Origin of the sequence: Halopenitus persicus, assembly GCF_002355635.1 — an archaeon.
Classification (GTDB): domain Archaea; phylum Halobacteriota; class Halobacteria; order Halobacteriales; family Haloferacaceae; genus Halopenitus; species Halopenitus persicus_A.
In genome coordinates, this window is sequence record NZ_AP017558.1 from 475,328 (window position 1) to 501,888 (window position 26,561).

Below are 26,561 nucleotides of genomic sequence, written 5' to 3' on the forward strand. Positions count from 1 at the left end.
CGGTCGGCGGTCGTCGTTTCCAACAGCGGCGCCGATTATAAAAAGGTCGTCGGGTCGCTGCTCGCTGCCGTATCGGCCCGTGGTGGGTCACCCGTTCACGTCCGACTCCGCGGTGAAGGCGTCCGTCAGGTCGTCCGCGATCGCCTCGATCGCCGCCGCCGCGGCGTCGATGTCGTCGGTCAGGCCGACGAAATCGTGAATCTGTCCCCCGTAGTGGCGCCGAACGACGGGGACGCCGTCCGCCTCGAGTGCGTCGGCGTACGCGCCCCCCTCGTCACGGAGCGGATCGTATCCCGCGGTGAGTATCGTCGCGGACGGGAGGCCGGACAGATCGTCCGCCTGCAGCGGGAACGCGTACGCGTTCCGGTAGTCGACCGGGTCCTCGATGTACGCCTCGTAGAACAGCCGCATGCTCCCCATCGTGAGCCAGTACCCGCTGCCGACCGTCCCGTAGCTCTCGAAGGATCGGAGGCGCTCCGCGTTCACGACGGGATACAGGAGCACCTGCTGGTCGATCTCCGGGCCGCCCCGGTCGCGGGCCATGAGCGAGACGACCGTCGCGAGAGTGCCGCCCGCCGAGTTCCCGACGACCGCGAGCCGGTCGGGGTCGCCGCCGAAGTCCGCCGCGTTCTCGGCGACCCACTCCGTGGCGGCGTAGCAGTCCGTCACGGCGGCTGGAAATGGATGTTCGGGCGCCCGCCGGTAGCCGACCGAGACGACGATACATCCCGACTCGTTCGTCAACCGCGTACAGAGATTGTCGAAGCAGTCGAGATCGCCGAGCACCCACCCGCCGCCGTGGAAGAACACCACGACCGGACGCTGCCCATCGCGGTCGAGTTGGTTTTCGTGGTCGAGCTGCCCCTCGCCGTCGAGTCGGTCCTCACTATCCGGATGGTACGTCCGGATGGGGACGTCCGAGTCCGGCCCGGGAATGGCGAAATCCTGTATCCGCCCCACCGGCTCGTTCGACTGGTGGGCGAACAGGTCGCGAAACTGCTCGCGGTACGTCGCTATCGAGAGGGTATGAGCTTGGGGACGGGTCTCGCCGCTTCGCTCATCGAGCACCGCCTTCGCCTGCGGATCCATATCGTTCGCCATGCCGAACCGGTTTTCGACTGACTGCATAAACGTTCGTGCGGACAAACCTTCAGGGACGTCGAGTCCGTGCCCGACGTATGGACCTGTTCTGGCACCGACGCGACCTCCGTGTCACGGACAACGTCGGCCTGTCGGCGGCCGCCGACCGTGGGCCGGTCGTTCCGTGTTTCGTCCTCGACGACGCCGTTCTCGAGCACGCCGGCCCGCCCCGCGTCCGGTACCTGCTCGGGTCCCTCGCGGAGCTCCGGGATGCCTACCGGGAGCGCGGGAGCGACCTGATCGTCGGCCACGGCGACCCGGCCGAGATCCTCCCGCGGCTCGCGAACGCGGTCGACGCCGATCGGGTCGTCTGGAACCGCGGCTACTCCGGGTTGGCGCGCGAGCGCGACGCCCGGGTCGAGGAATCGATCGCGGAGTCGGGCGGAACCGAGTCGCTCGCCGTCGAGACGTATCACGACGCGGTCCTGCACGACCCGGACTCGATCCGGACCAACAAGGGTGATCCCTACTCCGTGTTCACCTACTACTGGAAGAAGTGGCGCGATCGTGAGAAAGCGGCCCCGGAACCGGCACCGTCCGCGGCCGACCTCCTCGACGCGGAGCGGCTGCAGGTGGTCGTCGACGACGTGGCGGCGGATCTCCGGGCGGACGACGCGACGATCGCCGCCGGAACCCTTCCCACGATCACGGACCTCGGGTTCGCGGAGCCGGCGGCCGAGTCGATCCCCGCCGGCACCTCCGGCGCACGTGATCGGTTGTCGTCGTTCCGTGAGGAGGACGTCTTCCGCTACGAGACGCTCCGGGACGTGCCCGCAGCGTCGGTCACCTCCGGGCTCTCACAGGACCTCTCGTTCGGCACGATCGGTCCCCGCGAGGTGTACGCCGCCACCGAGGACGCGATGGCGCGCGCCGAGGCCGGCGACGCCGATGCGGCCGTCTCGGATCTGGAGGACGCCGACCCCGTCTCGAGCGTCACGGAGTTCCGGAGCCAGCTCGCCTGGCGGGAGTTCTACCTCCAGGTCCTGTTTCACAACCCGGAGACGGTCTCACGGAACTACAAAACGTACGAGAACCCGATCGACTGGCGCGAGGACCCGGACGCGCTCGCCGCCTGGAAACGCGGCGAGACCGGGTACCCCATCGTCGACGCCGGGATGCGCCAGCTTCGTGCGGAGGCGTTTATGCACAACCGTGTCCGGATGATCGTCGCGTCGTTCCTCACGAAGGATCTGCTACTCGACTGGCGTGCGGGCTACGCTCACTTCCGCGAGCACCTCCGGGACCACGACACCGCCAACGACGTCGGCGGGTGGCAGTGGGCCGCCTCCACCGGGACCGACGCGCAGCCCTACTTCCGGATCTTCAACCCGATGACGCAGGGCGAACGCTACGACCCCGACGCCGAGTACGTCACGACGTACGTCCCCGAACTCCGGGGCGTCGACCCCGACCTGATCCATTCGTGGCACGAACTCGACCCGGAGCGTCGCGGGTCGGTCGCCCCCGAGTACCCCGCGCCGATCGTCGACCACGCCGAGCGTCGCGAGGAAGCCCTAGCGACCTTCGAGGCGGCGCGGGGCGAGGACTCGTGACGAGCTCCGAACCCGGCAGTGGGCGAGGTCGATCCGCTGAATGGAGAGGGTCGGCCGACGCCGTCGTTTAACGGTCTATTTAAAAAGTCTTTTTAAAAGGGAATTTAAAAACGTCGTCGAAACGCAGTCACCGGCCCGCGGCGATCAGCGCCTCGAGCACGTTCGCGGTGCCGTCCATATACGCGTCCGCGAGCACCGTGTCGGCCGCCTCGCGCGCGGCGTCGTCCGCGTTGGCCACGGCGTACGACTCGCCGGCGACCGCGAACGTCGAGGCGTCGTTCTCGCTGTCGCCGACCGCGACGAACGCGTCGGGGTCGTACTCCAGGATCGAGCAGAGTTCCTCGAAGGCCTCGCCCTTCGAGACGTCCGGCGAGGTGACGTGATAGGCGTAGCCCGTGTCGACGACGGTCTGACCGTGCTCGACCGCAATGGTTCGGAGGAGTTCCTCGTCGGCGTCCATCGAGATCGCGACCTCGGTCTCGCGCCACCGGTTGACCGTCGTCCGGCCGCCCCAGCCCAGGTCGCCGCCGCGCTCGACGAACTCCTCGGCGACCGCCCAGCAGGCGTCCGGATCGCCGGTGAACCGGGTTTCGCCGTCGGCGTAGACGACGCCGCCGTTCTCCGCGATCACGTGTTCGGGCAGCCCCAGAAAGTGGGCGAGCGCGACCGGATACGGGAACGCCTTCCCGGTCGCGAACACGACCGGCGCCTCCCAGCTCGGCAGCAGCTCGAAGGCACGGGGGTCGATCCGGTGATCGGCGGTGGTCAGCGTCCCGTCAATGTCGAGGACGAGCGGCGGCACCATACCGACACCCCGAGCGCGCGGGACAACGACCTTACGATCCGGCACCGCCGTCGGACGGCCCGTCCCTCGCCGCCGATCCGGGTTCGGCTTCCGCATCGGAGCCGGTTTCGACCCCCGCTTCAGCACCCATTGGTCCGTGCATCGACCGGATCGTCTCGTGGACGCCGAGGACGAACGCGGGGACGACGATCATGAAGACGTGCTCCTCGATCGGGATCCCGAACAGGTCGTAACCGGTCCGGGTCACGATCGCGAAGACGCCGACCTCGAGGGTGTACCAGTCCCAGACGTACGCGACCGGATAGATCACGGCGATCGTGGCTCCCGCTCGCCGCAGAGCGTTCACCCGGTATAAGAGCACGAAGGCCACCGTCCCGAAGACGGCCTCGGTGGCCAGATACGTTGCCGGTCCGAGCGCCGTGACGTCCGGCAGGCCGACCGGATCCAGGGGGCGGTACCACGTCGCGACCACCAACAGCGCGAGGAAGAGGTACGTCCCGCGGATCAGCAGCATCGTCGCCAGATCCGACGGCGCCCGGTAGGCGACGACCGCGACGGTCGCGAAGACCGCTACGGCGGCGGGCGCGGACGCGGAAAAGACGCCGGAGACGGTCCCCCACAGGACCATCGTTCCGCCGAGCGCGAAGAGTCCGTAGGCGATCTGACGGGCTCGTGCCGGGCCGACGAGGACCGCGACGGTCCGCTTGTCGATGCTGGCGTCGTAGTCGTGGTCGGACTCGTCGTCGACGACCTTCACGCCGGTGAGAACGACCAGGAAGACGGCCGCGAACGCGAGGATCGTCGGCGGCGCACCGGCTCCCTCGATGCCGACGGGCACGGTGCTCGCGGCGGTGCCGGCCTGAACGACGGAGCCGCCGACCATCGCGACCGCGATCCCGGTCGGATAGCCCATCGTCGCGCCGATCGGCGTGGTGTCGAGCTGCGGCGCGTGCAGGTAGCCGATGATCCACATCGGCAGGGTGAGCGCGGCCGCTACCGGGCCGGCGAGGATCCAGACGCCGACCAGACAGCCGAGAAACCCCAGGCTCGCTCCGAGGAGGGCGATCCGACAGCCGCCCGCGGTCATCGGATGGTCGTCGTCCTCGCCGCGCAGGTGGAAGTCGACGTAGCCGTCCTTCACGTGGGCGGTGTACACGGCGAAGAAGGCGGCGAGCGCGTGGACGGCGCCGGCCGGGATCGACGGCGCGCCGGCGACGATCGCACCGAACCACGAGGCCGCGATCGGCGGCAGCATGAAGACGGGGTGGACCTGGGAGGCGAGTGCCCCGACGTCGGCCCGGAGCCCGGTCGCCGTTCTGGCGAAGACCATATGCGTGTTACCACGTGACACTCGACCTTAGTGTTTGTCGGCGACCGTCTCGGTCGAGCCCCGTCAGCGGAACGGACCGTCTCGGTCGAGCCCCGTCAGCGAAACGGACCGTCTCGGTCGAGCCCCGTCAGCGAAACGGACCGTCTCGGTCATGGCCAACACCGCCGCCGCGTCAGCCGATCGTCGGACGCCCCGGTCAACTTATACCGTCGCGCGGTCTGTGACCGGACGTGTCACTGGGACCGGACCCGCTCGACGAGCTCGCCGTCCCGGACGGAACGACGGTCGAGGAGCACGACGTCGTGACTGACGGGGACGCTTTGATCGGCGGGCAGGCGACCGTGGAGCTCGGGATCCGCGGCCGGACCGTTGCGGCCGGCGAGCGCGTGACCGTCGACGGGGACATCGAGGCCGCCGGCGACTGCCGGCTCGATATGCTCTGTTCGGTCGACGGCAACGTGCTGGTCGGCGAGGACGCCTATCTCGGCGAGCGCGTGCACGTCGCCGGCCGGCTGATGGTCTCCGGCGACCTTGACATCGGCGACGACGTCGAGGTCGACGAGGGGTTCGACGCGAACGGCTGGATCGTCGTCCGCAACCCGGTTCCCACGATCGTCTTCTACTTCATCGTCCTCTCCCAGCTGCTGCGGGCCGGCGATCGGGAGGCGGCCGACGAACTCGCGGCCGCGCTCGCCGACGACGAGGACGTCGAGGACCCGTTGATCATCCCCCGCGGCGCCACCGTTTCCGACGACGCCTGGCGCGTCTCGACGCCGGCGACGATCGGCGACGACTGCCGGCTCCACGGCAACGTTCGGGCGGAGTCCATCACGGTCGGGACCGGGAACACGGTCTTCGGGTCGCTTCGCGCCCGCGAGGACGTCTCCGTCGGCGCCGGCACGGCGATCCACGGGGACGTGACGACCCGCGGCGGAACGGCAACGATCGCGGCCGGCGCCCACGTCCGCGGCGACGTCTCGGCGCGGGACATCGACGTCCACGAGGACGCGACCGTCGACGGTGCGCTCCGCGCTCGCGGGGAGCTCACGCTCCGCCGATCGGCGGATGATTTATAATCCCTGCCCGAGCCGTTTCGGGGTATGTGCGGTGGGACGCGCTCGACGTACTGGGAGACGGTCGCCGACGTCGTCGAGCGTGCCCGCCGTCGCCACGAGCGGTTCGACCCCGCGGGCGACGACCCCACGACCGCGATCGACGAGGGCATCCGGCCGATCGTCGCGGTGTATGCCCGTGCTCGCCGGGACGGCGTTGCGCTGTCGGCGGTCGAGCGGTCGCTGCTCGAGGGCGTGTTGAACGACTGGCTCGCCGCCTACGCCGGCTGTGTGGGCCGGACGATCGAGAACTCCTACTCGATTCACGAGGTCGCGCGAACCTGTCGGGACTACGGAACGGTCGTCGACGCCGTCGAAGCGATCGTCGCGCCGCGGGGAGACCACACGTCGTCGGGGCCGTGATACCACACGTCGTCGGGGCCGTGATCGATGTCCTCGCGTTCTCGACCACGGTCCGTCGCAAGGGGGAGTTTTTACACGGTCCCTCCCGTATCGTCGATCGAGATGTACGATCAGATCCTGGTTCCGACCGACGGCAGCCCGGCAGCCACCGCGGCGATCGACCACGCGATCGACCTCGCGAAGCGATACGACGCGCGGATCCACGCGCTGTACGTCGTCGACGGGTCGGCCTATTCGACGCTGGAGGCCGGCTCGGAGATCGTCCTCGAGGCCCTGGAATCGGAGGGGGCCGAAGCGACCGAACGCGTCGCCGAGGCGGCCACCGAGGCCGGCGTCGACTCGGTCACCAGCGTCGTCAACGGGACCGCGTACCGGACGATCACCGAATACGTCGACGACAACGGGATCGATCTGATCGTGATGGGGACCCACGGCCGCCAGGGAATCGACCGATACCTCCTCGGATCGGTGACCGAGCGCGTGGTTCGCACGGCCGAGGTGCCCGTTTTGACGGTCCACAAGGACGAGGATTGAGACCGGTCGAAGCGATCCCCCGAACGCGACGAATGCCACCGATCACAAGACAGTAGTCACCGCCGTCACATACCCGGGGTATGCGCGACTGGCTCACCCACCGCGTCGCCGCCGCGCCGGACGCGACCGCACTCGTGCGGGCGGCCGACGGCGAGGCGTGGACGTACGCGGACCTCGACCGGCTCGTCGAGGAAACCGCGGGCCGACTGGCCTCTCGGGGGGTCGATTCAGGGACGCACCTCGGCGTCCACCTCTCGCCACGGGTCGGCTACGTCGGCCTCGTTCACGCCGCGATGCGGCTCGGGGCGACGCTCGTTCCGATCGGACACCAGCTTACCCCGCGCGAGATCGGCGTCCGTCTCGATCGGGCGGACGTCGACGTGCTGGTCTGCGATGCCGAAACGCAGTCGACCGCGGTGGCGGGGGCGGCGGGAACCGGGATACCGATCCTCTCGGTGGACGCGCCGACCCCTCCGGACGCCACGGACGAGTCGTCAGGATCGGACGCCTCGGAACAGTCAGGTTCGACCGATTCGACCGATTCGACCGATTCGACCGATTCGACCGATTCGACCGCCTCGAACGGACTCGAGGATTTAAATACCCCGACCGACCCCGAGGATTCGGACGTCGTCACCGCCCTCCACGACGCCGATCCGGAACCGGTCACGACCTCGACGTGGGACCTCGAGGAGCGGCTCTGCGTGCTCTTCACCTCCGGAACGAGCGGCCGGCCGAAGGCGGTGGAGATCACCGCCGGCAACGTCCTCTTCTCGGCGATCGCCTCCGCGTTCCGGCTCGGCGTTCACCCCGACGACCGGTGGCTCGTGACGCTGCCGCTGCATCACGCCGGCGGCCTCTCGCCCATCTACCGGTCGGCCCTCACCGGGACGACCATCGTGTTGCGTGAGGACTTCGATCCGGGCGAGGCCGCCGACGACATCGACCGCTACGACGTCACCGGCGTCTCGCTCGTCCCGACGATGCTTACCCGAATGCTCGACCGCCGCGGGACGCTGTCGGACTCGCTGCGGACGGTCCTGCTCGGCGGTGCCCCCGCCTCGGAGCGCCTGATCGAGCGGTGTGAAAACTACTCGGTCCCGGTGTATCCGACCTACGGGATGACCGAGACCGCCTCCCAGATCGCGACCGCGACGCCCGCGGAGGCCTTCAAAAACCCCGAGACCGTGGGTCGGCCGATCTTCTGGACGGAACTCACGGTCATCGGCGATGACGGCGATCCGGTCGAACGCGGCGAGACCGGCGAGCTCGTCGTCGCCGGCCCGACCGTTTCGCCGGGCTATTACGGCGATCCGGAGGCGACCGCGGCCGCGACCGGCGACCACGGCCTTCACACCGGCGACGTCGGTCGGATCGACGAGGACGGTCGCGTTCACGTGATCAACAGGCTCGACGACCGGATCGTCACCGGCGGGGAGAACGTCGACCCCGGCGAGGTCGCCGGCATCCTCGCCGACCACGAGGCCGTGCGCGAGGTGGCCGTGCTCGGGCTGCCCGACGAGACGTGGGGCGAGCGCGTCGGCACGCTGATCGTCCCCGCAGATCAACCCGGCCCGGCGGAGGACTCGTCGAACGGCGAAGGTGGCGGGGGCTCATCCGACGCGTCCGACGAGCCCGACGCTGATGCGTCGATCGATGCGACGGCCGACGCGGGGATGGACGCGACCGACGCTGCCGACGATACCACCGATGTGACCGACTCGGACGCGACCGAACCGAAGGCGACTCCCGGAACGGATGCGGAACGCGATCCCCCGATCGACGAGCGGGCCCTCCTCGAGTACGCCCGCGAGCGGCTTTCGGGGTTCAAGATCCCGCGGACGATCGCCTACGTCGAGGAGCTTCCGCGAACCGTCTCGGGAACCGTCGATCGAGAGGCGGCGCGCGACCGATTGATCGAGGACGGCGTCGATCCGTCGATCCCGGCGGCCGAGTTCGACCGCGCGGGATTCGAGCCGGCCGATCCCGAGCCGGTCGCCGATACGGAATCGGATGACGCCTCGGAATCGGATGACGCCTCGGAATCGGATGACGCCTCGAAGTCGGACCCGAACGACGACTCGAAGTCGGACCCGAACGACGTCTCCGAATCGGAAGCGGGATCGGACGGTGCCGATGGAACCGGTGATGGGTCCGGGGACGGAACGAACGGGACCGAAACCGGCGACGCCGACCCGGGCGGCGATGCCGGAGCCGACCGGTGACCGAGGCGGCAGCGGTTACTCGTTGTCGGGACTGCTCGGGTGGTAATCGGTGTCGTACTCGCCGGGGCGATCGTCGATCCGGTCGGGATTGATCCGGCCGCCGAGCAGCATAAAGTCGAGGACGGTGACGTAGAGCATCGCCTCGACCACGGGGACGGCACGCGGCGGGAGGACGGGGTCGTGGCGGCCGACGACCTGGATCTCCTTCTCCTCGCCGGTCTCCCAGTCGGCGGTGCGCTGTTTTTTCGGGATGGAGGTCGGCGCGTGCCAGGTCACCTCGCCGTAGATCGGCTCGCCGGTCGTGATTCCGCCCTGGAGACCGCCGTGGTCGTTGCCGACCGGAACCGGATCGCCAGGCTCGCTGACCGTCTCCGGGTGGTCGCCCTCGTCGAATTCCCAATCCTCGTTGCGCTCCTTGCCGGTCACCTCGACCGCGTCGGTTCCGAGTCCGAACTCGAAGGCCGTCGTCGCGGGGATCGACATCATCGCCTGCCCCAGCCGGGACGGAACGCCGTCGAATCGAGGGGCTCCCAGTCCGCGAGGGACCCCGCGGGCCTCGAAGTAGATCGACCCGCCGATCGAGTCGCCCTCCTCCTGGTATTCCTCGATGCGTTCCTGCATCCGGTCGGCGGTCTCGGGGTCCGCACACCGGACGTCGTTCTCCTCGGACCGCTCGAGGATCTGCTCGAAGGAGACTGCTGGAGCCTCGATGTCGTCGATCCGGTTGACGTGGGCCTTGATCTCGACGTCGTGGTCGGAGGCGTCGAGGATCGCCTTCGCGACCGCGCCCGCCGCCACCCAGTTCACCGTCTCCCGGGCCGAGGAGCGACCGCCGCCGCCCCAGTTGCGCGTTCCGAACTTCGCCGAGTAGGTGTAGTCGCCGTGTGAGGGACGCGGTGCGGTGACGTACGGCTCGTATTTCCCCGAGCGCGCGTCCTTGTTCTGGATCACCATTCCGATCGGCGTCCCCGTGGTGTAGCCGTCCTGGACGCCGGAGTTGATCGTCACCTCGTCGGGTTCCCCTCGGGAGGTGGTGATCATCGACTGGCCGGGCTTGCGCCGGTCGAGGTCGCGCTGGATCAGGTCCTCGTCGAGCTCGACGCCGGCGGGGCAGCCCGAGACCGTGACGCCCATCGCCTCGCCGTGACTCTCGCCGTAGGTGGTCACCTGGAAGAGGCGACCGAACCGGTTGCCGTTCATTACGCACACGTGTGGCTCGGGGGCATATATACGTTGTATCTCGGCATAGTGGCGCGGCGAAGGTGGTTTTCGACACAGTGGCGCGGCGAAGGTGGTTCCTGGGTCGGGACGGACTTCGCGTCGAACGACACAAGGGATTTGTAGGCCGCTGTATGAGTGTCGGGTATGTCCCGGCTGCTGCCCTCCCCTCCCGACGTCTCCCTCGGCGACCGGGAACCGCGGGTCGTCGACGTCGACGACGAAAACGCCGACGAGCTGTTCGCGGCGCTGTCCTCCGAGACCGCCCGGTCCCTGCTCTCGACGCTCCACGAGGAGCCGGCGACGACCTCCGAGCTCGCCGAGGCAACCGACACGTCGCTGCAGAACGTCCAGTACCACCTCGGAAACCTCTCGGATGCCGAACTCGTCGAGGTCGCCGACACGGTCTACTCCGAGAAGGGCCGCGAGATGAACGTCTATGCGCCCACGAGCGACCCGCTCGTCCTGTTCGCGGGCGAGTCGAGCCACAGCGACGGGATCAAGACCGCCCTCAAGCGACTGCTCGGCGGCTACGGGATCCTCGGACTCTCGGCGCTCGCCGTCCAGCGGCTGCTGTCGGTTACGGTCCCGACCGGCGGTCCAGGAACCGACGGCTACACGGCTTCAGACTCCGGATCCGGTGGGAACGGTGCTGGCGGCGATGGCGGCGACGCCGCGGGCGTTGAGTCCGCCGACGGCGGCGGGGACGTCGGCGTGATGCAAACCGAGGCCCCGGAGGCGACGGGGGGCCCGATGACGACGACCGAGGGCGGCGGCGGCGGTGACGTCGTCGAGGTGATGTTCGACGGGGCCGCCGCCGAGCGCGCCGAGGCGGCCGCCGAGCACGCCGTCTCGCTGCTGGAACCCGGCGTCGTCTTCTTTCTGGGGGCGGCGATCGTCTTCACGCTCGCGTGGACCTACTGGCACTACAATCTGGGGTACTTCGAGGACGAGTGACGTCTCCCCCGGCCCGGTCGGCGTTCCGCCCCAGTCCGGCGCGAACAGGGGTAGGTACAAACCGGCGGGGGACGTATCCCCGATATGAACCATCAGGCAGAGGTCGTCGCGATCGGCGCCGGGACCGGTGCCGGCGGCGAGGAGGTCCCGGCGGTGCTCCTCGCGGCCCGCGGGGAGATCGTTCCCATCTTCGTCACGCCGGACCAGGCGAACTCGATCGGGATGACCCTCGAGGGCGAGCCCTTCGAGCGACCGCTCACCCACGACCTGCTCGTGGACGTGCTCACCGAGTTCGGCGGCGCGGTCGACCGCGTTCGCATCGACGACCTGAGCGAGGGGACCTTCTACGCGAAGGTCGACGTCGAGCGGTACGACGGCGGCGAGGCGGAGCGGTTCGTCTTCGACGCCCGACCCTCCGACGCGCTCGCGGTCGGCGTTCGCGTCGAGTGTCCGATCGTCATCGCCGACGCCGTGGTCGACGAGGCCGGCCAGCCCGCCGAGGCGTTCGGGTTCGACGTCGAGCCGGCCGGCGAGCACGAGGGGCCGTTCGATGACCCCGACCGGTCCGGCGATGCCGGCCCGTTCGGAGACCCGGGTCGGTCCGGCGCCGGTGGCCCGGTCGGCGGTCACGATCCCGTCGATCCCGAGGAGTCAGATGATTCCGACGCCGCCGCAGGCCCGGACGACCTGCCGACCGAGTGGACCGAGGACGCGGACGATCGCGAGGATCGCGAGTAGCGCTCGTCAAACCGAACGGTTCAACCGGCTCGGGGGAGTGCGTCGGCGTATGCCAGACCTGATGGATACCTACCTGGAAAACCGGTGGTTCGTCCAGCCCGACCAGGCGAACAACCTGGAGACCGCCCACGGCGGGCACGTCCTCAAGTGGATGGACGAGCTCGGCGCGATGTGTTCAATGCGCTTCTCGGGCGAGACCTGCGTCACCGCCCATATGGACGAGGTGAACTTCAGACGTCCCGTGCCGGTCGGCGGCATCGCGGTCGTGAAGGCGTACGTCTACGACACCGGCGAGACGAGCATCAAGATCCGAACGCGCGTCTTTCGGGAGGACCCCGAAACCGGCACGGAGGAGCTCACCGCCGAGTCATACATGGTCTTCGTCGCGATCGACGACGACCGAAACCCGATTCCGGTGCCCGAGCTGACCGTCTCCTCCGACCGCGGGCAGGAGCTGCTCGACGCCGCCCTCGAAAGCGCGCCGTAGGCCGAGGCTCGGGAGTTCGCTTCCGGTCACGGCCCGCCGATCCGCTTTTCAGACGTTCGCGTGCGCGTTCTCCACGGCGGTCTGCATCGGTTCGACGTCGGCTCTCCGAGCGAGGTGGCTCGCACACCCGCAGTCGGAGGCGCCGAATCCGGGAACCGGTCCCTCGCCCAGTCGTCCAGCGACCGCACACTCCACGTCCCGCTCGTCGGTTCGGACGACGTCGGCGATCTCGACGGTCGAGTGTCCGAGCAGGTAGTCGACGTGCCAGTGGCGCGTTTCGCGCTCGCCGGCGGCGAGCTCCCGGTGGCGATCCACGCGGGCGAACCCGCCGCTCCCGAGCGCGCTCCCCGTGTACGCGTAGCCGCCCGCGGGAAGCCGGTGACCCCCGAGCGCGCCGATCGTGATCGCGATCGGCTCCGGTACCGAGAGCACGAGCGTATAGGTCCCTCCGGTCATCGATCGGAGGAACGGCGCGACCGACCATACGGATTCGGATCGGTTCGACCGACCATACGGATTCGGATCGCTCCGACGGCCGTGACGGCCGGACGCGTCCAACCCATCCCGGCCGGGAACGTAACCGTCGAACGGTTCGTTGGGCTGATCGGGGGAACGAACGCCGCTCACCGACCGTACGGCATGAATGTCGGTTTTCGTTCCGGGACGTCCCGGTCTCCTGCGTTCGATCCCGACGCCTCCACGTCGACGTCGCTTTCGTGGCGCGTTGGCGACTGTTCCTCGCAGGAGATGCGTCCGAGGACGTAATCGATCGCGGACGTAACCAATAGTGGTTGAGCGGAAGCGGAACCTATATTTGGTGTCAGTTCGACGGTGTTTCTATGGCGATACATCGACGGAAGTTCATCACGGCGGTCGGCGCGGCAACCATCGCGAGCACGGCCGGCTGTGCCCAGCTCGGGAATAACAGCAACAGCGGCGAAGAAACGGCAGCGGTGGCCGGCGAGACGCTGACGCTAACGACCACGACGAGCACCTACGACACGGGACTGCTCGACGCGATCCACCCGGACTTCGAGGAAATGTACGGCGTCTCCGTCGACGCGGTCGCGCAGGGGACGGGCGCGGCCCTCGAGTCGGCCCGGAACGGGGACTCCGACGTCGTGATGGTTCACGCGCGCGGCCTCGAGGACGAGTTCATGCGCAACGGCTACGGGGTCAATCGCCGCGACCTCATGTTCAACGACTTCGTCATCGTCGGCCCCGAAAGCGATCCGGCGGGGATCGGGGGAATGGGCTCGGCGACGGAGGCGCTCACCGCCATCGCCGAGGCGGAGGCCACGTTCGTCTCGCGGGGAGACAACTCGGGAACCCACACGAAGGAGCTCAACCTCTGGGAGGCCGCGGGAACCGAGCCGGGCGGCGACTGGTATCAGGAGACCGGCACCGGGATGGGCGAGGCGCTCAACGTCGCGAATCAGCAGGGTGCCTACACGCTCTCGGACCGCGGCACCTTCATCTCGCAGCGCTCCGAGATCGACCTCACCATTCTGGTACAGGGACCGATCGAGGGCGGTCCGGAGATCCTCTCGAACCCCTACGGAATCCTGGCCGTCAACCCGGGGGTCCACGAGAACGCCAACTACGACCTCGCGATGGCCTACATCGGGTGGATCACGAGTCCCGGCGCACAGGACGCCATCTCGAACTACGAGATGAACGGGGAGCAGCTGTTCTTCCCCGAGGCGGTCTCGGAGGATCCAGACTTCCAGCAGTACGTACCGGAAGGATGGAGTAGCAGCTCGTCCGACGCGTAAGCGTGCCGATCGAACCAGCCGCACAGCTGTTGCCCGCCGTCGTCGACCTCCCGTTCAGGGAGGGCTACGTCTCGAGCATCATCTACGTCTCGCTGTACGTGAGTCTCGCCGCGGTGGCGCTGAGCACCGCGTTCAGCGTTCCCGTGGCCATCCTGTTGGGGCTCGCCGACTTTCCCGGCAAGCAGTTCGTGAAGTCGGTCATCAATACGGGGATGGGCTTTCCCAGCGTGGTCGTCGGCCTCGTCGTGCTGTTCGCCGTCTCCAACCAGGGGCCGCTCGGGTCGCTGGAGCTCATCTTCACCAAGGAGGCGATGATCATGTCGCAGTTCGTGCTCGCGACGCCGCCGATCACGGCGATCAGCCTCGCGGCCATCGCCGGCGTGGACGAGCCCGTTCGCGACGCCGCCCACGCCCTCGGCGGCACTCGGTTCGACGTGGCGCTGGTGGTCCTCAAGGAGGCACGGTACGGGATCGCGACCGCGATCCTGGCCGGATTCGGCCGCGCCATCAGCGAGGTCGGGTCGGTGCTCATCGTCGGCGGCAACATCACGAGCGCGTCCGGAATCTCGAAGACGCGAACGCTGACGACCGCCATCCAGCTCGAGGCCCGACAGGGCCAGTACGAGACCGCGATGGTGCTGGGCGCGGTCCTCGTCACGCTCGTGTTGACGGTCAACGCCGTCGTCGTTCGCTTCGGCGATCGGGGGGTGAAACCCTGATGCTCCGAGCGACCGACGTCGCACACGCCTACGGCGACGACCCGGTGTTCCGTGACCTCTCGATCGACGTCGACACCGGGGAGGTCCTCGCGGTCATCGGCCCCTCGGGCGTCGGCAAGACGACGCTGCTCCGGTTGCTCGCTCTGTCGTTCGAGCCGGACGACGGGACCGTCACCGTCGACGGGACGGACGCGTGGGCAGCCGATCCGGACGATCGCCTCTCGTTGCGGCGACGCATCGGGATGGTCTTTCAGGAGGCGAGCCTCTTCGACGCCCCGGTCGAGCGCAACGTCGAATACGGGCTGCGGATCCGGCGCTCGTGGTCCGACCGGCTGCGACACGAACTCCACTCGATAGTGAGCTCGAACGGAACCGCCGACGCCGTTCGCGACTCGCTCGACATCGTCGGGCTGACCGACAAGATGGACCAGCACGCGGCGTCGCTTTCCGGCGGCGAGGCCCAGCGCGTGTCGTTCGCCCGCGCCGTGGCCTACGAGCCGGACGTCCTGCTGCTCGACGAGCCGACGTCGGATCTGGACCCGCGAAACACCGCGGTCATCGAGGAGGCGATCGCCGCGGCGCGCGACCGCGGGATCGGCGTCGTCGTGGCGACGCACGACATGCACCAGGCCGAGCGGATCGCCGACCGGGTCGCGGTGCTGCTCGACGAACGGATCACCGAGATCGGCCCGACGGCCGAGATATTCGAGGATCCCACCGACGACCGCACCCGAAAGTTCATTTCGGGAGAACTGGTGTACTGACCTCGACGGGTGCTCAACGACCACCTTTCGACGGGTGCTCAACGACCACCGCGTCGCGTGACCCGTCCCTCCGGAGGGAAGCGACGATGCGTCCCGTGAGCCGGAATGCGTCCCGAGTCGAGTCCAACGAGGCGTATTCGCGAATACATATACCGGTCCGCATTCAAAGGCACCCATGAGCGGTCAACGTCCCGAACACACGGGATGGTTCACGGATCTCGATCCCGACGATCTCGACGGTGCCGCAACCGCGATCACCGAGGGACGATCCGACCAGCCCCGGAAATGGCCGGAGCAAGCCGTCCAGGCGGGCTTTGCAACCGACGAAGCCGACTACTACGACGCCGTCCACGAGGCAACGGTCCACGCCACGCGCGAGGCCGTCCGGGCCCGAGAGGCGTCCGACGACCAACAGCTACAGCACGCGATCAAGGCGATGGACGACTGCGAGCGGACCGCAAATGAACTGGCCGAGCGCGCCGCCGAGTGGGCCGGGAGCCTCTTCGCGGACGTCGACGCCGGGATCGAAGGGGCCCGCGAGGTCGCGACGCGCGAGCCGGAGACCGAGGCCGAGGGGCGCGCTGTCTCGCTCGCCGATCGGGCCGTCGATCTGGCCGACGAGGCGGCCGCGATCCGCGGGTTCATCGAGCGAACGGCGCCCAGCGTCGCGCCGAACCTCGCGGCGATGGCCGGGCCGGTGCTCGCGACCCGCCTGATCGCGCTCGCGGGCGGGCTCGAGTCGCTCGCGAAGAAGCCCTCGGGGACGGTGCAGGTGCTCGGCGCGGAGGACGCGCTGTTCGCCCACCTCGAGGGGCACGCCCCGTCGCCGAAACACGGGATCATCTTCACCCACGAGTACGTGCGCGAGACCCGGCTGGAGGACCGCGGGTCCGCGGCACGGGCGGTCGCCGGAAAGCTGACGATCGCCGCCCGGATAGACCACTACAGCGGCGATCTCCGCGAGGAGGTCCACGAGGACCTCCACGACCGCATCGCGACGATCCGCGCTCGGGCTGACGCCGACGAGGAGGACGACCGATGAGCGACGATCCATCCGTAAGCGACGATGCCCCGACGAACGACGACACATCGACGAGCACCGACCCGGTCCTCCCGGCGGGCGTCGAGCGACGAACCATCGCCGGGACGGAGACGCTCGCGACGCGCGGCGAGCCGGTCTACGGCGAGCCGACCGACGGCGACTGGCGCGCCTGGAACGCCTCGCGGTCGAAGCTGGGCGCGATGTTCGAGCTCGGGATGGAGACGGGACTTGCGGGCGGCGACCGCGTCCTCTATCTCGGCGCGGCCGCGGGGACGACCGTCAGCCACGTCGCCGACTTCGCGGGCCCGACCTACGCGGTCGAGTTCGCCCCGCGGCCGACCCGTGACCTGCTGGCGGTCGCCGAACCGCGCGACCGGCTCTTCCCGCTGTTGAAGGACGCGCGGTCGCCCGAGACGTACGCCCACGTGGTCGAGTCCGACCTCGACGCGATCGTCCAGGACGTCGCGACCAGGGGACAGGCCGACGTGGCCGTCCGCAACGCGCGGTTCCTGGCGGACGACGGCCGGCTGGTGGCGGCGATCAAGGCGCGCAGCGAGGACGTCACCGCCGACCCCGAGGCCGTCTTCGACCGGGCGGTCGACCGGCTCGACGATGCCTACGAGGTGCTCGAACGCCGGCGGCTCGAGCCGTATCACGACGACCATCTCGCGGTCGTCGCGACGCCACGGTGACGGCCCGCATCGCCGGGCTTCGTCATCCCGGCGCCGGAGCGGCCGCCATCGGCCGGCCAGCCGTCGTGCGCGCGGCCGCGTCCGACCGACCGCCTTCCGACCTTATATAGTGTCCCGCGAACAAGGGGGGATCGATGGAACTGGGCTCGCGGGACGCGTTCGACCGGATGGGCACCCTCGGCATCGAGGAGGAATTCTTCATCGTCGACGAGGCCGGCCGCCCGACCTCCGGGATCGCGGACCTCGTCTACGGGCCCGACCCGCCGGAGCCGATCGCGGGCGCCGTCGACCACGAGCTGTTCGCCTGCACGATCGAGGTCCAGACGCCGCGCATCGAGGACCCCACGAACGCCCGCGAGGCCCTCATCGACGTTCGGAACGCGCTGATCGACCACGCGGAGTCCCAGGGGTACCGGATCGCGGGCGCCGGGCTCCACCCGGAGGCGCGCTGGCGCGAGCTCGACCACGCCGAAAAACCCCGGTACCGGTCACAGCTCGATCGGATCCAGTACCCCCAACACCGAAACACGACCGCGGGCGTCCACGTCCACGTGGGCGTCGACGACCCCGACGCCGCCGTCTGGATCGCCAACGAGCTGCGGTGGTATATGCCGGTCCTGCTGGCGCTGTCGGCGAACTCCCCGTTCTGGAACGGCTTCGACACCGGGCTCGCCTCCGCCCGGGCGAAGATCTTCGAGAACCTCCCGAACACCGGAATGCCGTCCCGGTTCGACGATTTCGATGCGTTCCAGCGGTACGAACGTCGGATGGTCGAGCACGGGTCGATCGAGGACCGCGGCGAGCTCTGGTTCGACGTCCGCCCCCACACCCAACACGGCACCGTGGAGGTCCGCGCCCCCGACGGGCAGCGGGACCCCGACCGAACCCTCGCGTTCGCCGAGTACGTCCACGCGCTCGTCGGCGACCTGGCCGAACGCTACGCGGACGGCGAGTCAGGCACCGACACCCGCCGCGAGCTCCTCGATGAGAACAAGTGGCGCGCGCTCCGACACGGCCACGACGCCGCCTTCATCACGCCCGCCGGGGAGGACGTCGTCTCCCTTCCGGAGGTCGTCGACCGCGAATGCGACCGGCTCGGTGTCACCGGGATCCGCGAGGTCCTCGACGACGAGAGCGGCACCCAGCGACAGCGACGGATCCACGACGAGGAGGGGATCGAGGCGCTGTGTGCCGACCTTCAGCTTCGGCGGCGCTGAGGGGCGATTTAAAAGTGACGGCCTCGGAACCGGTACGTGAAACCGTTACTCGGAGGCGACCGAGACGGACGCCGACTCGGCGGCCGACTCGTCAACGAGCTCGATCGCGGTCGGCGTCGCGTTCTGGATGTTGTCGCCGACCGGGCAGCGCCGCTCGACGGCCGCGAGCCATTCCTGGAGCGTCTCCTCGTCGGCGTCGGTCTCGGCGTCGATCCGCACGCGGATCTCCTGATAGCCGGCGCGTTCGTCCTCGGAGATGCCCTGGAACGCTCGCGGGTCGAGGTCGCCCTCGATCGAGAGATCCAGGGATTCGATCTCGATGTCGCGCTCGTCCGCGACCAGGTGGGCGACGACGTTGAGACAGCCGGCCCACGAGCCGAGCAGGTACTCGACCGGGGTCGGACCCTCGTCGGTGCCGCCGGCCGCCTCGGGCTCGTCGACGACGAACTCGAATCCGCGCGTCTCGACCGCGGTTCGCGTCGAACTCTCGCTTTCCGCGTCGATCCGGAACTGCTGTGTGGCGTCGGTTTCGCTCATCGATCCCTCCTTGGAGCCAGATTACTATAAAACATAGATTAGTAGCCAAGAATAACCGGTAGATATGACGCCCGGCGAGACGGCTACCCATCGCCTGCCGTCTCCCGACGCTGATCGGTACGACCGCTCTTGACGTCCTCCCCGCACTGAAGCGCGAGGCTTTCGCCTCGATTTTTCCGTAACGAACGTCTCGTGGACGGTCAAGAACGCGGGACCGAACGACCGGCCGTCGGCTTCCGTCGATGACCGGGTATCTGCCGCCGGCAGGGCCGGAGCCGTCGACTCAGTCGCGGTTGCGAAGGTTCTCGATGCGGTTCTCGAGGTCGTCTATGGCCTCTTCGACTTCGCGGCGAGCCGCCTCGCTCATCTCCTCGGCTTCGTCCGCCGCTTCCTCGAACGTGCTTCGGACACGTGTGAGTGCCTCGTCGGTCGTATCGGAGTCACCCATATGCCATCGACTGCTGTGTTTCGCGAGTGTCATAAAAGTGGTGGCGAACCGGTGGCGAGGCACCGTCGTTCAGTGCACGACTTCCGGGATTCAAATCCTCGGCTCACACCTGCTGCTCGCGACGTTGCTCACAGCAGGATGCGCGGGACCGGATTTGAACCGCGAGGACCCGCTTCGCTCGTCCTCTGGGCACAACTCCGGCCTGACTCCCTCGCTCACGCCGTTCGCTCAGTGCGCGGGACCGGATTTGAACCTCAGTCACTCCGCTTCGCTCCGTTCCCTGCTTCGAATCCGCTCCTGCTCCCTCACTCAGTCGCTGCGCTCCTTCGCTCAGTGCGCGGGACCGGATTTGAACCGGAGGAAGACGTGCTCGCTCACGCCGTTCGCTGCGCGCGACTTCCGGGATTCAAATCCTCGACTCACACCTGCTGCTCGCGACGTTGCTCACAGCAGGATGCGCGGGACCGGATTTGAACCGGCGGACCCCTACGGGATAGCGTCCTAAGCGCTACGCCGTTTCCGTGCTTGGCTACCCGCGCGCGCCGTGAGGTACTCGCAGGCTCCTCAAGAACCTGTCGAACTGCGGAATCATTTATATACCGGACGCCGCTAAGGGAGGTATGTACCGGGCGAGCGACCACGTCGCCAACGAGAAGTGGATCGACCGGCTCGGCGAGGCAAGCGACGCCCTCGACCTCGACGAGACCGTGCGCACGACGGCGGTGGACCTCTTCCTCTCGAACGTCCCCGACGCCGAGCGGTCGAAGGCGACCGTCGCCGCCGCCAGCCTCTATGCCGCGGCGCTGATCCGCGGAGAGGAACGCTCTCAGTCCGTGGTCGCCGACGCGATGTCGGTGACGCGACTCAGCGTCCACACGCACTGGAAAACCGTCCTCGAGGACGCCGGGTTCACGCCGCCGAAGTGGTAGAGGGATCGACGGTTCCGGGGCCGCCTCGAGGGTGGCCGAGTCACTCCGGGCGAGTCGCCTCGCGCCCCTCGCGGTCCGGCGTGAGGGTTCCGTGCTCGTCGATCTCGCCCTTGACGATCCGGGTCGAGGAGATCCGCTGACCATCCTCTGCGGGAACGTGGTCGACGACGACCACCTCGAGGGGGTCGTGGCCGGCCTCGCGCCGGAGATCGTTGATCCGCTCCCCGCCGTCCTTCGTCTCCGGGGAGACGATCAGCGCGTCGAACTGCGGCTCGGTGGCGATGCCGGTCGGCTCCGTGAGCTCACGCACCGCGTACTCGCGGTCGTACTCCGCGGCGAGCGGCTCGAGTTCGGCCTCGAGGTCGCGTTCTCGCTCCGTGAACGGGCGGACGTACCGCTCGACGTGGCGCGTCTTCGGCGCGAGGTCGTCGCTCGTCAGCCCCACGGTCACGTCCCCGAGCTCGAAGGCGCGCTCGAACAGCTTCCGGTGGCCGTCGTGGATCGGATCGAACGTGCCACCTAACGCGACGTCCATACCCGCCCGTCGCGTCGGCGCACCTTAAAAGGTCCCGAACCGTCCTCGACGGTCAGGCCGAACGTCCTCGGCGCTAGGCCGTCTCGTCGGCGTCGGTCGCGTCGTCCGCATCGGCGCCCGTGTCGGCGTTCCCGTCGTCCGCATCGGTCTCCGCGGTCGCCTCGCTGCCCTCGACGGAGATCTGTACCGGCTCGCTGTCGGCGTCGCCGGGATCGTCGCCGAGTCGCTGGTCGAGGTTGAAGACCGTGTTCAGCTCCGACTGAACCTGCCCGACCACGCTACGGACGAGCTCGCTCGGGGCGATCGCCTCGTACTCGTAGGGGTTGTTCCCGGCGCCCTCGCTTTCCCGCTTCCCGCGCTCGACGGTCTCCTCCTCGTGGAGTTCCGCCAGCGCCTCCCGAACCGTGCTCGGGTACAGCCCGGTCCCGTCGGCGATCTCGTCGCTGGTGCTGTGCGGATGGTCGCGAAGGTAGACGTAGATCCGGGCGCGCGTCTCGGTATCGAGCACCCACGACAGCAGGTCGACGATCCCCTCATCGAACTCCTGGACCGCCTTGTCGGCGCCCTCGCCGAGCTTCTCGCGCGTCTTGCGGATCTCCTCGCGGGTGCGGTCCGTCGGGGAGGACTCCGCGTCGTCGTCGATGTCCGCGTCGCCATCGTCGATGCCCGCGTCGTCGGTCGGGGTCGTGTCCTCGTCGGGAGCCATTGTCTACCGGTACTCGCCGCTCGGCGGGGAAAAGGGTTTCTCGTCGTTTCGAAGGGGACGGAAAACGTCGGTCGCGTCGACGTCAACGTCGGCCGCGTCTCGCCCTCCATCGGCCGCGTCTCGCCCTCCACTGGCCACATCGAGCCGTCTCCCGGTCGCTCCTCCGGGTCCGGATCGTCACTCCTCGACCGCCACGCTCTCGTCGATCCAGGCTGCGAAGGGGGCGTTGACGTCGGCGGCGTCGAACCGTTCGATGCAGGGGACGTCGTGAGGATGGAGCTCCCGGATCCGGTCGCCGAGCGCGTCAGCCGCGTCGGCGGTCGTCTTGATCAGCAGGATCGTCTCCTCGTCGGCGACGACCTCACCGTCCCACCGATAGGTGGACCGACACCGGACGCGGTTCACGCAGGCCGCGAGCCGCTCCTCGACCACCGTCTCGGCGATCCGGGACGCGTGGTCACGCGGGGCGGTGACGTACAGCGTCGGCATCCCGTCAGTCACGGGTCGTGATCGTCCCCGACGTCGACGCCGTCCTCGACGTCCGCGTCCTCGAAGGGGACGAATTCGCCGTTGATGTCCCACTCGTGGATGCAGAAGGCGTCGCCGACGGCATCGATGCGCCAGGTCTCCCGGTCGTCGTCCCAGCGTTCGATCCGGCCACAGTTCTCGCAGATTCGTTCTCTCGGGGTTCGTAGTGCGGACATATACCTGTCACAGGGGGACGCACCTCAAAAAACGTGTCTCCTCGCCGGTCAGGTCGCGTCCTCGACGATCCCGAGCCACTCCACCAGCTCCGCGAAGAGGAACGGCCGAACCGAACAGATCACGCCGAAGGAGGCGAGCAACATGCCCTGTATCGGCCAGGACATCATCACCACGATTCCGACGCCGCAGGTCCCGATCCCGAGCAGTCGAGTTAACGCACTGTATACCCGAACGCGCCGTTGCGTGACCATTCCTCGTCGTCGCCGTTTCTTCGCTCGGCGGTTACAAAGCCTCATCGGCTTTCGGGCCTCGAACACCGAGGAATCGAACGAGGATCGAACGCGGCGATCGAGGGCGGAAACCGGACGGGTACCGGCGAGCGAGCTACAGCAGGAAGTCGCCGGCCGTTGCTTCCCGTGACTCCTGGATGAAGGTCCGCGCGTTGAGGACCTCCCGAACCACGAACAGGAGGAACAGGACGGCGAACAGGACGGTCGCGCCGTAGAGCGCGTACCGAAGGATCGTCAGCTGGGTGCCGACGTCGGTACGGGTCTGCGCGACCGCCTCGGCCTCACCGGCCGCGCCGGCCGCGCGGAACGCGTTTTCGGCCGCCTGCAGATCGCCGGAGACGCTCGCGGCGTGGGTGTTGACCTCGTCGATCCGCGCCGGATTCAACACGAGCGGCTGCCCGAGGACCGTCAGCGTGGCGTTGGCGGTGAATGACTCGTGAGCGTTCATCGCCTCGGTGCGGCGGGTCACGCCGGTCGAGACCTGTTGTTGGTACTCCTCGAAGCTCGACTCGGCGGTCGACTCGTACTCCGCGGCCCGGTCGCCGTTCCCGCGCTGGCGGGCCAGCTCGGCCAGGTTGTCGCTCGCGAAGTGGCGCTCGAGCGCGGTCGCGTCCTCGCTTCCGAGGACCGACTCGTAGTGTGACTGCTGTTCGTCGACGATCGACGCGACCGGGTCGGCGGACGCCTCGGCCGACCTGGTGAACGCGGCTGCCGTCTCCTCGTCCTCGATGTTCGCCGCGTACTGCTCGATCATGTTCCGCGCGATGATCGCGCTCACCACCTCGCGCTGGGCGGCCTCGTAGTTTCCGTCCGACTGGAGCTGCTGGGCGGACTCGACGGAGTCGATGAGCACGACGGTGCTCTGGCCGACCGCCAGCGTCCGCTGGATGTCGCCGTTCGAGAAGGACTCGCCCTCCCGCAGGCGACTCTCCATCGACTCGAGCGCGCCGCTCGTCGACTCCGCGGTCGTCGCCTGCCAGCCCCCCGCGCTCGCCTGCTCGTCGAGGTCGCTGATGATCGCCTCCGGCGAGAGGAGCCTGGCGACCGCCGAAACCGTGATGGTCTCCGTCTCGACGCCGGCGGCCGACACCTCGAAGGTCCACGTGTACTCCCGGTAGGCCTCGGCGTCGGTGTCGAACCGGAGCTGGTAGACCAGCGGCGCCGACTCACCGGCCGAGATCGAACCGGGCGGCTGCTCGGTCACCTCGAGCCACCGGTCCGGGCCGTCGACGCGCACGATCTCGACGTTCGAGAGGTCGTTGTATCCCAGCGCCTCCCCGACGTCGATCGTCCGCGTTCGCTGTTCGGTGATCGTCACCTCGCCGAAGCCGACGTCCGACTCGCCGACGGCCAGGTCCGTGCCGTGTTCGACCTCGATCTCGCGCGTGATCGTCTCGGTCCCCGCATCGCCGGCGTCGACCCGTACCTGGAGGGTGTAAGTTCCCTCCGGCGTGTCAGGGTCGGCAGCCAGCTGGACCGTCGCCTCTCCCGTTCCCCCGCCGGGAACGGCGCTCGTGGCGTCGACCACGGTCGCCTCGATCCGCGAGTCGCTCACCGACGCGTCCACCGACTGGACGTTCATCTCGAGGTCGCCGCCGTTCTCGTACTCGACGGTCGCGTCGGTCTGCTGGGCGGAGACCGTGCGCGGCTCGTCGAACTCGAAGGTGCGCATCGGGACGGTCACGTCCTCGAGGGTCGCCGGATAGATCACCCGCGCCTCGAAGGTGACCGACGTGGCCGGGCTGTCGGGGTCCGTCCCCGAAACGTCCATCGTGAACCGGAGCGTCTCGTGTTGGGGCGCGTCCTCGTTCGCGGTGATCCGCACGGCGGCCGTATCGGATCCGCCGGCACTCGTCTCGAATCCACTCTTGTCGAAGGCGATTGACCCATCGGGATCCGAATTACCCGAGATGTCGAGCCCGGAGAGGCCGGTGAAGCCCGCCTGTTCGGTCACCCGGAAGTCGGTCGTGGCGCTCGAGCCGACCAGCACGTCGCCGACGTCGACCGTGCCGCCGGAGACGCCGGCGACGGGCGGCTTGCTCACGTCGACCTCGAAGCTGAAGTCGCCGCCCGACGTTCCGAGGTTGTCCTGCACCGTGCCGCTCACGGTGTGGGTTTCCGCGGTGGCGTCCCGATCGACGGTCACCGTGAGGTCGATCGTTCCCTGACCGTAGCCGTCGATCCGGGACGGCATTCGGTCGACGCTCACGGAGATCCCCTGTGGCGTATTCACGGAGACGTCCTCGGGGACCATCGTTCCTTCCCCGTCGTTGGGGACGGTCAGCTCGACCGTTTCGGTCTGATCGCCGCTGCTCGTGAACACGACGTCGACGTTCTCGCCCGAGACCGACCCGAACTGCGGTTCCGCCTCAGTGACGGTCAGGTCCAAGCCCTCGGTCGTCGCGGTGCTGCCGTCGTCGTAGTACAGACTGACGGATTCGCTGTAAGTCCCCTCGGACGCCCTCTGGTCGGCGGTCGCCCTGTAGGAGACGCTGTAGGTTTGGCCCGCCTGCACGGTCATCGGGAGCCGATCGTCGAACGCGAAGGAGACGTCGCCGCTCGACGGCTCGTCGGCGTTCGTGATCGTGCCGTTCGACGGGGCCGTAAACGTGAACTGCATCGTCGTCGACTCCGACCCGCTGTCGATCGCCGCGTCGACCGTGACGCTGCCGGAGGCGGCGCCGGCCGGTACCGCGAAGCCAACGAGCACCGCAAGCGCGACGGCGGCGACCGCGAGCCGCCGCACCTCGGACGCCTCAGGCATCGTCCACCTCCAGGGGCGTCACGATCTCGTCGAGGGCGCTCGTGTGGACGTCGCTGCCCCACACCGAGATCCGCCAGACCACGCCGGCGGCGACGGCGACGAAGAGGCCAGCGTAGAGGAACGCGAGGATCGCGCTCGCGACCCCGGCCGATATCATCGCGGTGAACGCCCGGCTCTCGAGCTGCGCGGCCCCGCTCGCGTCCTCGCTCAATCCGTGTTCCTCGGCGATCGCCGCGGCCTCGCTCGCGTCCCCGTGGGCCCCCATCGCCGCCGTGTACTCGCTCACTGCCCCGAAGGGTCCGGAAAGGACGTAGTCGGTCGTTCCCTCGCAGGCCGCGCCACACCCCTCGAGGTACGCGTTCGCGTCGCTCACGAGCGCGTCGTGTCGCTGCATGTCGCGTTCGTACTCCGCGAGCAGCTGGTCGCGCTCGAGCTGGGCGTCCGCGAAGCGCTCGGACTCCCCGGCGCCGTCGAACGCCCGGACCGACGCGTTGAGCAGCTCCAGCCGTCGCGGCGTCGACTCCGCCTGCTGGGCCTGCTCGTAGAGGACCTCCGCCTGCGTCGCGTAGAACCGCTCCAGCGCGACCGTCCCGAGCCCGGCGTAGGTCTCCCCGCCGGCCTCCGAGAGCTGATCGAGGTGGCGTTGCGCCTCGTCGGCGTGGTCGACGCTCGCGACGGGGTCGTCCTGTGCGGTCCCGTAGGCCTCCTGGAACGCCAGGATCGCGTTCAGGAGGTGATGCATCCGTGCGTCCATCTCGCCGTCGAACTCCTCGGCCGTCTGCAGCTCGACGACCGCCTGGCTCCGCGCCAGGTCGAGCTCCGTGTACTCCGTCAACGCGTCCGCGTTCCGGAGGTCGTTCAGCTGGTTGAGGTACTCGTCGGCGGAGCCGTGGTCCGCCGAGGCCCCCGTGGCGGCGAGCGCGGTCAGCGCGAGCAGCGATACGCCGATGACGATGAGTGATCTTCGCGTTGCCAT

General features: G+C 68.6%; 27 protein-coding genes, 1 tRNA gene and 2 pseudogenes. 15 read left to right on the plus strand and 15 right to left on the minus strand.

Going from position 1 to position 26,561, the window contains the following annotated elements; all coding sequences use genetic code 11:
• Positions 1-87 precede the first annotated feature (87 nt).
• Positions 88-1,101: an alpha/beta hydrolase gene (locus CPZ00_RS02320; RefSeq protein WP_096391561.1), complete on the minus strand. Its 1,014-nt coding sequence runs from the start codon at positions 1,099-1,101 to the stop codon at positions 88-90.
• A gap of 77 nt (positions 1,102-1,178) precedes the next feature.
• Here CPZ00_RS02320 and CPZ00_RS02325 point away from each other — a divergent pair, with 77 nt between their 5' ends.
• Positions 1,179-2,693, plus strand: coding sequence for a cryptochrome/photolyase family protein (locus CPZ00_RS02325; RefSeq protein ID WP_096389305.1), 1,515 nt, complete (start codon positions 1,179-1,181; stop codon positions 2,691-2,693).
• A gap of 127 nt (positions 2,694-2,820) precedes the next feature.
• Here the strand turns inward: CPZ00_RS02325 and CPZ00_RS02330 are convergent, their stop codons facing one another.
• Complete coding sequence (locus CPZ00_RS02330; protein WP_096389307.1) at positions 2,821-3,498, minus strand: phosphoglycolate phosphatase; 678 nt, start codon at positions 3,496-3,498, stop codon at positions 2,821-2,823.
• Positions 3,499-3,529: 31 nt separating this feature from the next.
• Complete coding sequence (locus CPZ00_RS02335; protein WP_233255120.1) at positions 3,530-4,828, minus strand: lycopene cyclase; 1,299 nt, start codon at positions 4,826-4,828, stop codon at positions 3,530-3,532.
• Positions 4,829-5,058: 230 nt separating this feature from the next.
• Between CPZ00_RS02335 and CPZ00_RS02340 the strand changes: the two are divergent.
• The 4 genes and pseudogenes from CPZ00_RS02340 to CPZ00_RS02355 form a co-directional block, all read left to right on the plus strand.
• Positions 5,059-5,880, plus strand: a pseudogene (locus CPZ00_RS02340) (polymer-forming cytoskeletal protein); the annotation flags it as partial.
• Positions 5,881-5,928: 48 nt separating this feature from the next.
• On the plus strand, positions 5,929-6,303 hold the full coding sequence (locus CPZ00_RS02345) for a hypothetical protein (protein WP_096389311.1): 375 nt from the start codon (positions 5,929-5,931) through the stop codon (positions 6,301-6,303).
• Positions 6,304-6,405: 102 nt separating this feature from the next.
• Positions 6,406-6,837 carry a universal stress protein gene (locus CPZ00_RS02350; protein WP_096389313.1) on the plus strand — a complete coding sequence of 144 codons (432 nt, stop codon included), beginning with the start codon at positions 6,406-6,408 and terminating at the stop codon, positions 6,835-6,837.
• A gap of 80 nt (positions 6,838-6,917) precedes the next feature.
• On the plus strand, positions 6,918-9,062 hold the full coding sequence (locus CPZ00_RS02355; RefSeq protein ID WP_096389315.1) for a class I adenylate-forming enzyme family protein: 2,145 nt from the start codon (positions 6,918-6,920) through the stop codon (positions 9,060-9,062).
• A gap of 15 nt (positions 9,063-9,077) precedes the next feature.
• Here the strand turns inward: CPZ00_RS02355 and aroC are convergent, their stop codons facing one another.
• Complete coding sequence (gene aroC / locus CPZ00_RS02360; protein WP_096389317.1) at positions 9,078-10,262, minus strand: chorismate synthase; 1,185 nt, start codon at positions 10,260-10,262, stop codon at positions 9,078-9,080.
• A gap of 165 nt (positions 10,263-10,427) precedes the next feature.
• Here aroC and CPZ00_RS02365 point away from each other — a divergent pair, with 165 nt between their 5' ends.
• The 3 genes and pseudogenes from CPZ00_RS02365 to CPZ00_RS02375 all read left to right on the plus strand — a co-directional run bounded on the left by CPZ00_RS02365 (position 10,428) and on the right by CPZ00_RS02375 (position 12,462).
• Positions 10,428-11,237, plus strand: a complete 810-nt coding sequence (locus tag CPZ00_RS02365) for an ArsR/SmtB family transcription factor (RefSeq protein ID WP_096389319.1) — start codon at positions 10,428-10,430, stop codon at positions 11,235-11,237.
• An 84-nt stretch (positions 11,238-11,321) separates the two neighbouring features.
• Positions 11,322-11,771: pseudogene (locus CPZ00_RS02370) on the plus strand (bifunctional nuclease family protein); the annotation flags it as partial.
• Between the two features lie 253 nt (positions 11,772-12,024).
• Positions 12,025-12,462, plus strand: coding sequence for an acyl-CoA thioesterase (locus tag CPZ00_RS02375; protein WP_096389323.1), 438 nt, complete (start codon positions 12,025-12,027; stop codon positions 12,460-12,462).
• A gap of 48 nt (positions 12,463-12,510) precedes the next feature.
• Here CPZ00_RS02375 and CPZ00_RS02380 read toward each other — a convergent pair whose 3' ends face one another.
• Positions 12,511-12,918 (minus strand): GIY-YIG nuclease family protein, encoded by a 408-nt coding sequence (locus CPZ00_RS02380; RefSeq protein WP_096391562.1) that lies wholly within the window; start codon positions 12,916-12,918, stop codon positions 12,511-12,513.
• Positions 12,919-13,301: 383 nt separating this feature from the next.
• Between CPZ00_RS02380 and CPZ00_RS02385 the strand changes: the two genes are divergently transcribed.
• From CPZ00_RS02385 to CPZ00_RS02410, 6 genes are all read left to right on the plus strand, one after another.
• Positions 13,302-14,237 (plus strand): substrate-binding domain-containing protein, encoded by a 936-nt coding sequence (locus tag CPZ00_RS02385; RefSeq protein WP_096389325.1) that lies wholly within the window; start codon positions 13,302-13,304, stop codon positions 14,235-14,237.
• 2 nt (positions 14,238-14,239) lie between these two features.
• Positions 14,240-14,956, plus strand: coding sequence for an ABC transporter permease (locus CPZ00_RS02390; protein ID WP_096389326.1), 717 nt, complete (start codon positions 14,240-14,242; stop codon positions 14,954-14,956).
• Entirely contained in the window at positions 14,956-15,720 is a 765-nt protein-coding gene (locus CPZ00_RS02395; protein ID WP_096389328.1) for an amino acid ABC transporter ATP-binding protein, read from the plus strand. Before CPZ00_RS02390 ends, CPZ00_RS02395 begins: the two co-directional genes overlap by 1 nt.
• Before the next feature lie 175 nt (positions 15,721-15,895).
• Positions 15,896-16,762, plus strand: a complete 867-nt coding sequence (locus tag CPZ00_RS02400) for an NOP5/NOP56 family protein (protein WP_096389330.1) — start codon at positions 15,896-15,898, stop codon at positions 16,760-16,762.
• On the plus strand, positions 16,759-17,454 hold the full coding sequence (locus CPZ00_RS02405; RefSeq protein WP_096389331.1) for a fibrillarin-like rRNA/tRNA 2'-O-methyltransferase: 696 nt from the start codon (positions 16,759-16,761) through the stop codon (positions 17,452-17,454). Before CPZ00_RS02400 ends, CPZ00_RS02405 begins: the two co-directional genes overlap by 4 nt.
• A gap of 134 nt (positions 17,455-17,588) precedes the next feature.
• On the plus strand, positions 17,589-18,671 hold the full coding sequence (locus CPZ00_RS02410; RefSeq protein WP_096389333.1) for a glutamate--cysteine ligase: 1,083 nt from the start codon (positions 17,589-17,591) through the stop codon (positions 18,669-18,671).
• Positions 18,672-18,716: 45 nt separating this feature from the next.
• On the opposite strand, the gene CPZ00_RS02415 is transcribed toward CPZ00_RS02410, so the two are convergent.
• The 3 genes from CPZ00_RS02415 to CPZ00_RS02420 form a co-directional block, all read right to left on the minus strand.
• Positions 18,717-19,208, minus strand: coding sequence for an OsmC family protein (locus CPZ00_RS02415; protein ID WP_096389335.1), 492 nt, complete (start codon positions 19,206-19,208; stop codon positions 18,717-18,719).
• Positions 19,209-19,491: 283 nt separating this feature from the next.
• Positions 19,492-19,656: a hypothetical protein gene (locus tag CPZ00_RS15525; RefSeq protein WP_172861749.1), complete on the minus strand. Its 165-nt coding sequence runs from the start codon at positions 19,654-19,656 to the stop codon at positions 19,492-19,494.
• A gap of 455 nt (positions 19,657-20,111) precedes the next feature.
• Positions 20,112-20,195: transfer RNA gene (locus CPZ00_RS02420), tRNA-Leu, on the minus strand.
• Positions 20,196-20,276: 81 nt separating this feature from the next.
• On the opposite strand from CPZ00_RS02420, the gene CPZ00_RS02425 reads away from it, so the two are divergent.
• Positions 20,277-20,585: a cyclin gene (locus CPZ00_RS02425; RefSeq protein WP_096389337.1), complete on the plus strand. Its 309-nt coding sequence runs from the start codon at positions 20,277-20,279 to the stop codon at positions 20,583-20,585.
• Between the two features lie 40 nt (positions 20,586-20,625).
• Here the strand turns inward: CPZ00_RS02425 and CPZ00_RS02430 are convergent, their stop codons facing one another.
• The 7 genes from CPZ00_RS02430 to CPZ00_RS02460 all read right to left on the minus strand — a co-directional run bounded on the left by CPZ00_RS02430 (position 20,626) and on the right by CPZ00_RS02460 (position 26,561).
• Positions 20,626-21,120: a phosphopantetheine adenylyltransferase gene (locus CPZ00_RS02430; protein ID WP_096389339.1), complete on the minus strand. Its 495-nt coding sequence runs from the start codon at positions 21,118-21,120 to the stop codon at positions 20,626-20,628.
• A 73-nt stretch (positions 21,121-21,193) separates the two neighbouring features.
• Positions 21,194-21,826, minus strand: a complete 633-nt coding sequence (locus tag CPZ00_RS02435) for a winged helix-turn-helix domain-containing protein (RefSeq protein ID WP_096389341.1) — start codon at positions 21,824-21,826, stop codon at positions 21,194-21,196.
• A 177-nt stretch (positions 21,827-22,003) separates the two neighbouring features.
• Positions 22,004-22,315 carry a divalent-cation tolerance protein CutA gene (gene cutA, locus CPZ00_RS02440; RefSeq protein ID WP_096389343.1) on the minus strand — a complete coding sequence of 104 codons (312 nt, stop codon included), beginning with the start codon at positions 22,313-22,315 and terminating at the stop codon, positions 22,004-22,006.
• A gap of 8 nt (positions 22,316-22,323) precedes the next feature.
• Positions 22,324-22,530 (minus strand): HEWD family protein, encoded by a 207-nt coding sequence (locus CPZ00_RS02445; protein WP_096389345.1) that lies wholly within the window; start codon positions 22,528-22,530, stop codon positions 22,324-22,326.
• Positions 22,531-22,578: 48 nt separating this feature from the next.
• The gene (locus tag CPZ00_RS02450) at positions 22,579-22,782 is read right to left on the minus strand and encodes a hypothetical protein (protein WP_096389347.1); all 204 of its coding nucleotides are present in this window, start codon (positions 22,780-22,782) and stop codon (positions 22,579-22,581) included.
• 133 nt (positions 22,783-22,915) lie between these two features.
• Positions 22,916-25,585 carry a COG1361 family protein gene (locus CPZ00_RS02455; RefSeq protein ID WP_096389349.1) on the minus strand — a complete coding sequence of 890 codons (2,670 nt, stop codon included), beginning with the start codon at positions 25,583-25,585 and terminating at the stop codon, positions 22,916-22,918.
• Positions 25,578-26,561 (minus strand): hypothetical protein, encoded by a 984-nt coding sequence (locus CPZ00_RS02460; protein WP_096389351.1) that lies wholly within the window; start codon positions 26,559-26,561, stop codon positions 25,578-25,580. The genes CPZ00_RS02455 and CPZ00_RS02460 overlap by 8 nt, the downstream gene beginning before the upstream one ends.

Excerpts from the sequence above, each read along its gene's own strand:
- CPZ00_RS02320 (WP_096391561.1), bottom strand. The coding sequence starts at position 1,101 with ATGGCGAACGATATGGATCCGCAGGCGAAGGCGGTGCTCGATGAGCGA.
- CPZ00_RS02325 (WP_096389305.1), top strand. The coding sequence starts at position 1,179 with ATGGACCTGTTCTGGCACCGACGCGACCTCCGTGTCACGGACAACGTC.
- CPZ00_RS02330 (WP_096389307.1), bottom strand. The coding sequence starts at position 3,498 with ATGGTGCCGCCGCTCGTCCTCGACATTGACGGGACGCTGACCACCGCC.
- CPZ00_RS02335 (WP_233255120.1), bottom strand. The coding sequence starts at position 4,828 with ATGGTCTTCGCCAGAACGGCGACCGGGCTCCGGGCCGACGTCGGGGCA.
- CPZ00_RS02345 (WP_096389311.1), top strand. The coding sequence starts at position 5,929 with ATGTGCGGTGGGACGCGCTCGACGTACTGGGAGACGGTCGCCGACGTC.
- CPZ00_RS02350 (WP_096389313.1), top strand. The coding sequence starts at position 6,406 with ATGTACGATCAGATCCTGGTTCCGACCGACGGCAGCCCGGCAGCCACC.
- CPZ00_RS02355 (WP_096389315.1), top strand. The coding sequence starts at position 6,918 with ATGCGCGACTGGCTCACCCACCGCGTCGCCGCCGCGCCGGACGCGACC.
- aroC (WP_096389317.1), bottom strand. The coding sequence starts at position 10,262 with ATGAACGGCAACCGGTTCGGTCGCCTCTTCCAGGTGACCACCTACGGC.
- CPZ00_RS02365 (WP_096389319.1), top strand. The coding sequence starts at position 10,428 with ATGTCCCGGCTGCTGCCCTCCCCTCCCGACGTCTCCCTCGGCGACCGG.
- CPZ00_RS02375 (WP_096389323.1), top strand. The coding sequence starts at position 12,025 with ATGCCAGACCTGATGGATACCTACCTGGAAAACCGGTGGTTCGTCCAG.
- CPZ00_RS02380 (WP_096391562.1), bottom strand. The coding sequence starts at position 12,918 with ATGACCGGAGGGACCTATACGCTCGTGCTCTCGGTACCGGAGCCGATC.
- CPZ00_RS02385 (WP_096389325.1), top strand. The coding sequence starts at position 13,302 with ATGGCGATACATCGACGGAAGTTCATCACGGCGGTCGGCGCGGCAACC.
- CPZ00_RS02395 (WP_096389328.1), top strand. The coding sequence starts at position 14,956 with ATGCTCCGAGCGACCGACGTCGCACACGCCTACGGCGACGACCCGGTG.
- CPZ00_RS02400 (WP_096389330.1), top strand. The coding sequence starts at position 15,896 with ATGAGCGGTCAACGTCCCGAACACACGGGATGGTTCACGGATCTCGAT.
- CPZ00_RS02405 (WP_096389331.1), top strand. The coding sequence starts at position 16,759 with ATGAGCGACGATCCATCCGTAAGCGACGATGCCCCGACGAACGACGAC.
- CPZ00_RS02410 (WP_096389333.1), top strand. The coding sequence starts at position 17,589 with ATGGAACTGGGCTCGCGGGACGCGTTCGACCGGATGGGCACCCTCGGC.
- CPZ00_RS02415 (WP_096389335.1), bottom strand. The coding sequence starts at position 19,208 with ATGAGCGAAACCGACGCCACACAGCAGTTCCGGATCGACGCGGAAAGC.
- CPZ00_RS15525 (WP_172861749.1), bottom strand. The coding sequence starts at position 19,656 with ATGGGTGACTCCGATACGACCGACGAGGCACTCACACGTGTCCGAAGC.
- CPZ00_RS02425 (WP_096389337.1), top strand. The coding sequence starts at position 20,277 with ATGTACCGGGCGAGCGACCACGTCGCCAACGAGAAGTGGATCGACCGG.
- CPZ00_RS02430 (WP_096389339.1), bottom strand. The coding sequence starts at position 21,120 with ATGGACGTCGCGTTAGGTGGCACGTTCGATCCGATCCACGACGGCCAC.
- CPZ00_RS02435 (WP_096389341.1), bottom strand. The coding sequence starts at position 21,826 with ATGGCTCCCGACGAGGACACGACCCCGACCGACGACGCGGGCATCGAC.
- cutA (WP_096389343.1), bottom strand. The coding sequence starts at position 22,315 with ATGCCGACGCTGTACGTCACCGCCCCGCGTGACCACGCGTCCCGGATC.
- CPZ00_RS02445 (WP_096389345.1), bottom strand. The coding sequence starts at position 22,530 with ATGTCCGCACTACGAACCCCGAGAGAACGAATCTGCGAGAACTGTGGC.
- CPZ00_RS02450 (WP_096389347.1), bottom strand. The coding sequence starts at position 22,782 with ATGGTCACGCAACGGCGCGTTCGGGTATACAGTGCGTTAACTCGACTG.
- CPZ00_RS02455 (WP_096389349.1), bottom strand. The coding sequence starts at position 25,585 with ATGCCTGAGGCGTCCGAGGTGCGGCGGCTCGCGGTCGCCGCCGTCGCG.
- CPZ00_RS02460 (WP_096389351.1), bottom strand. The coding sequence starts at position 26,561 with ATGGCAACGCGAAGATCACTCATCGTCATCGGCGTATCGCTGCTCGCG.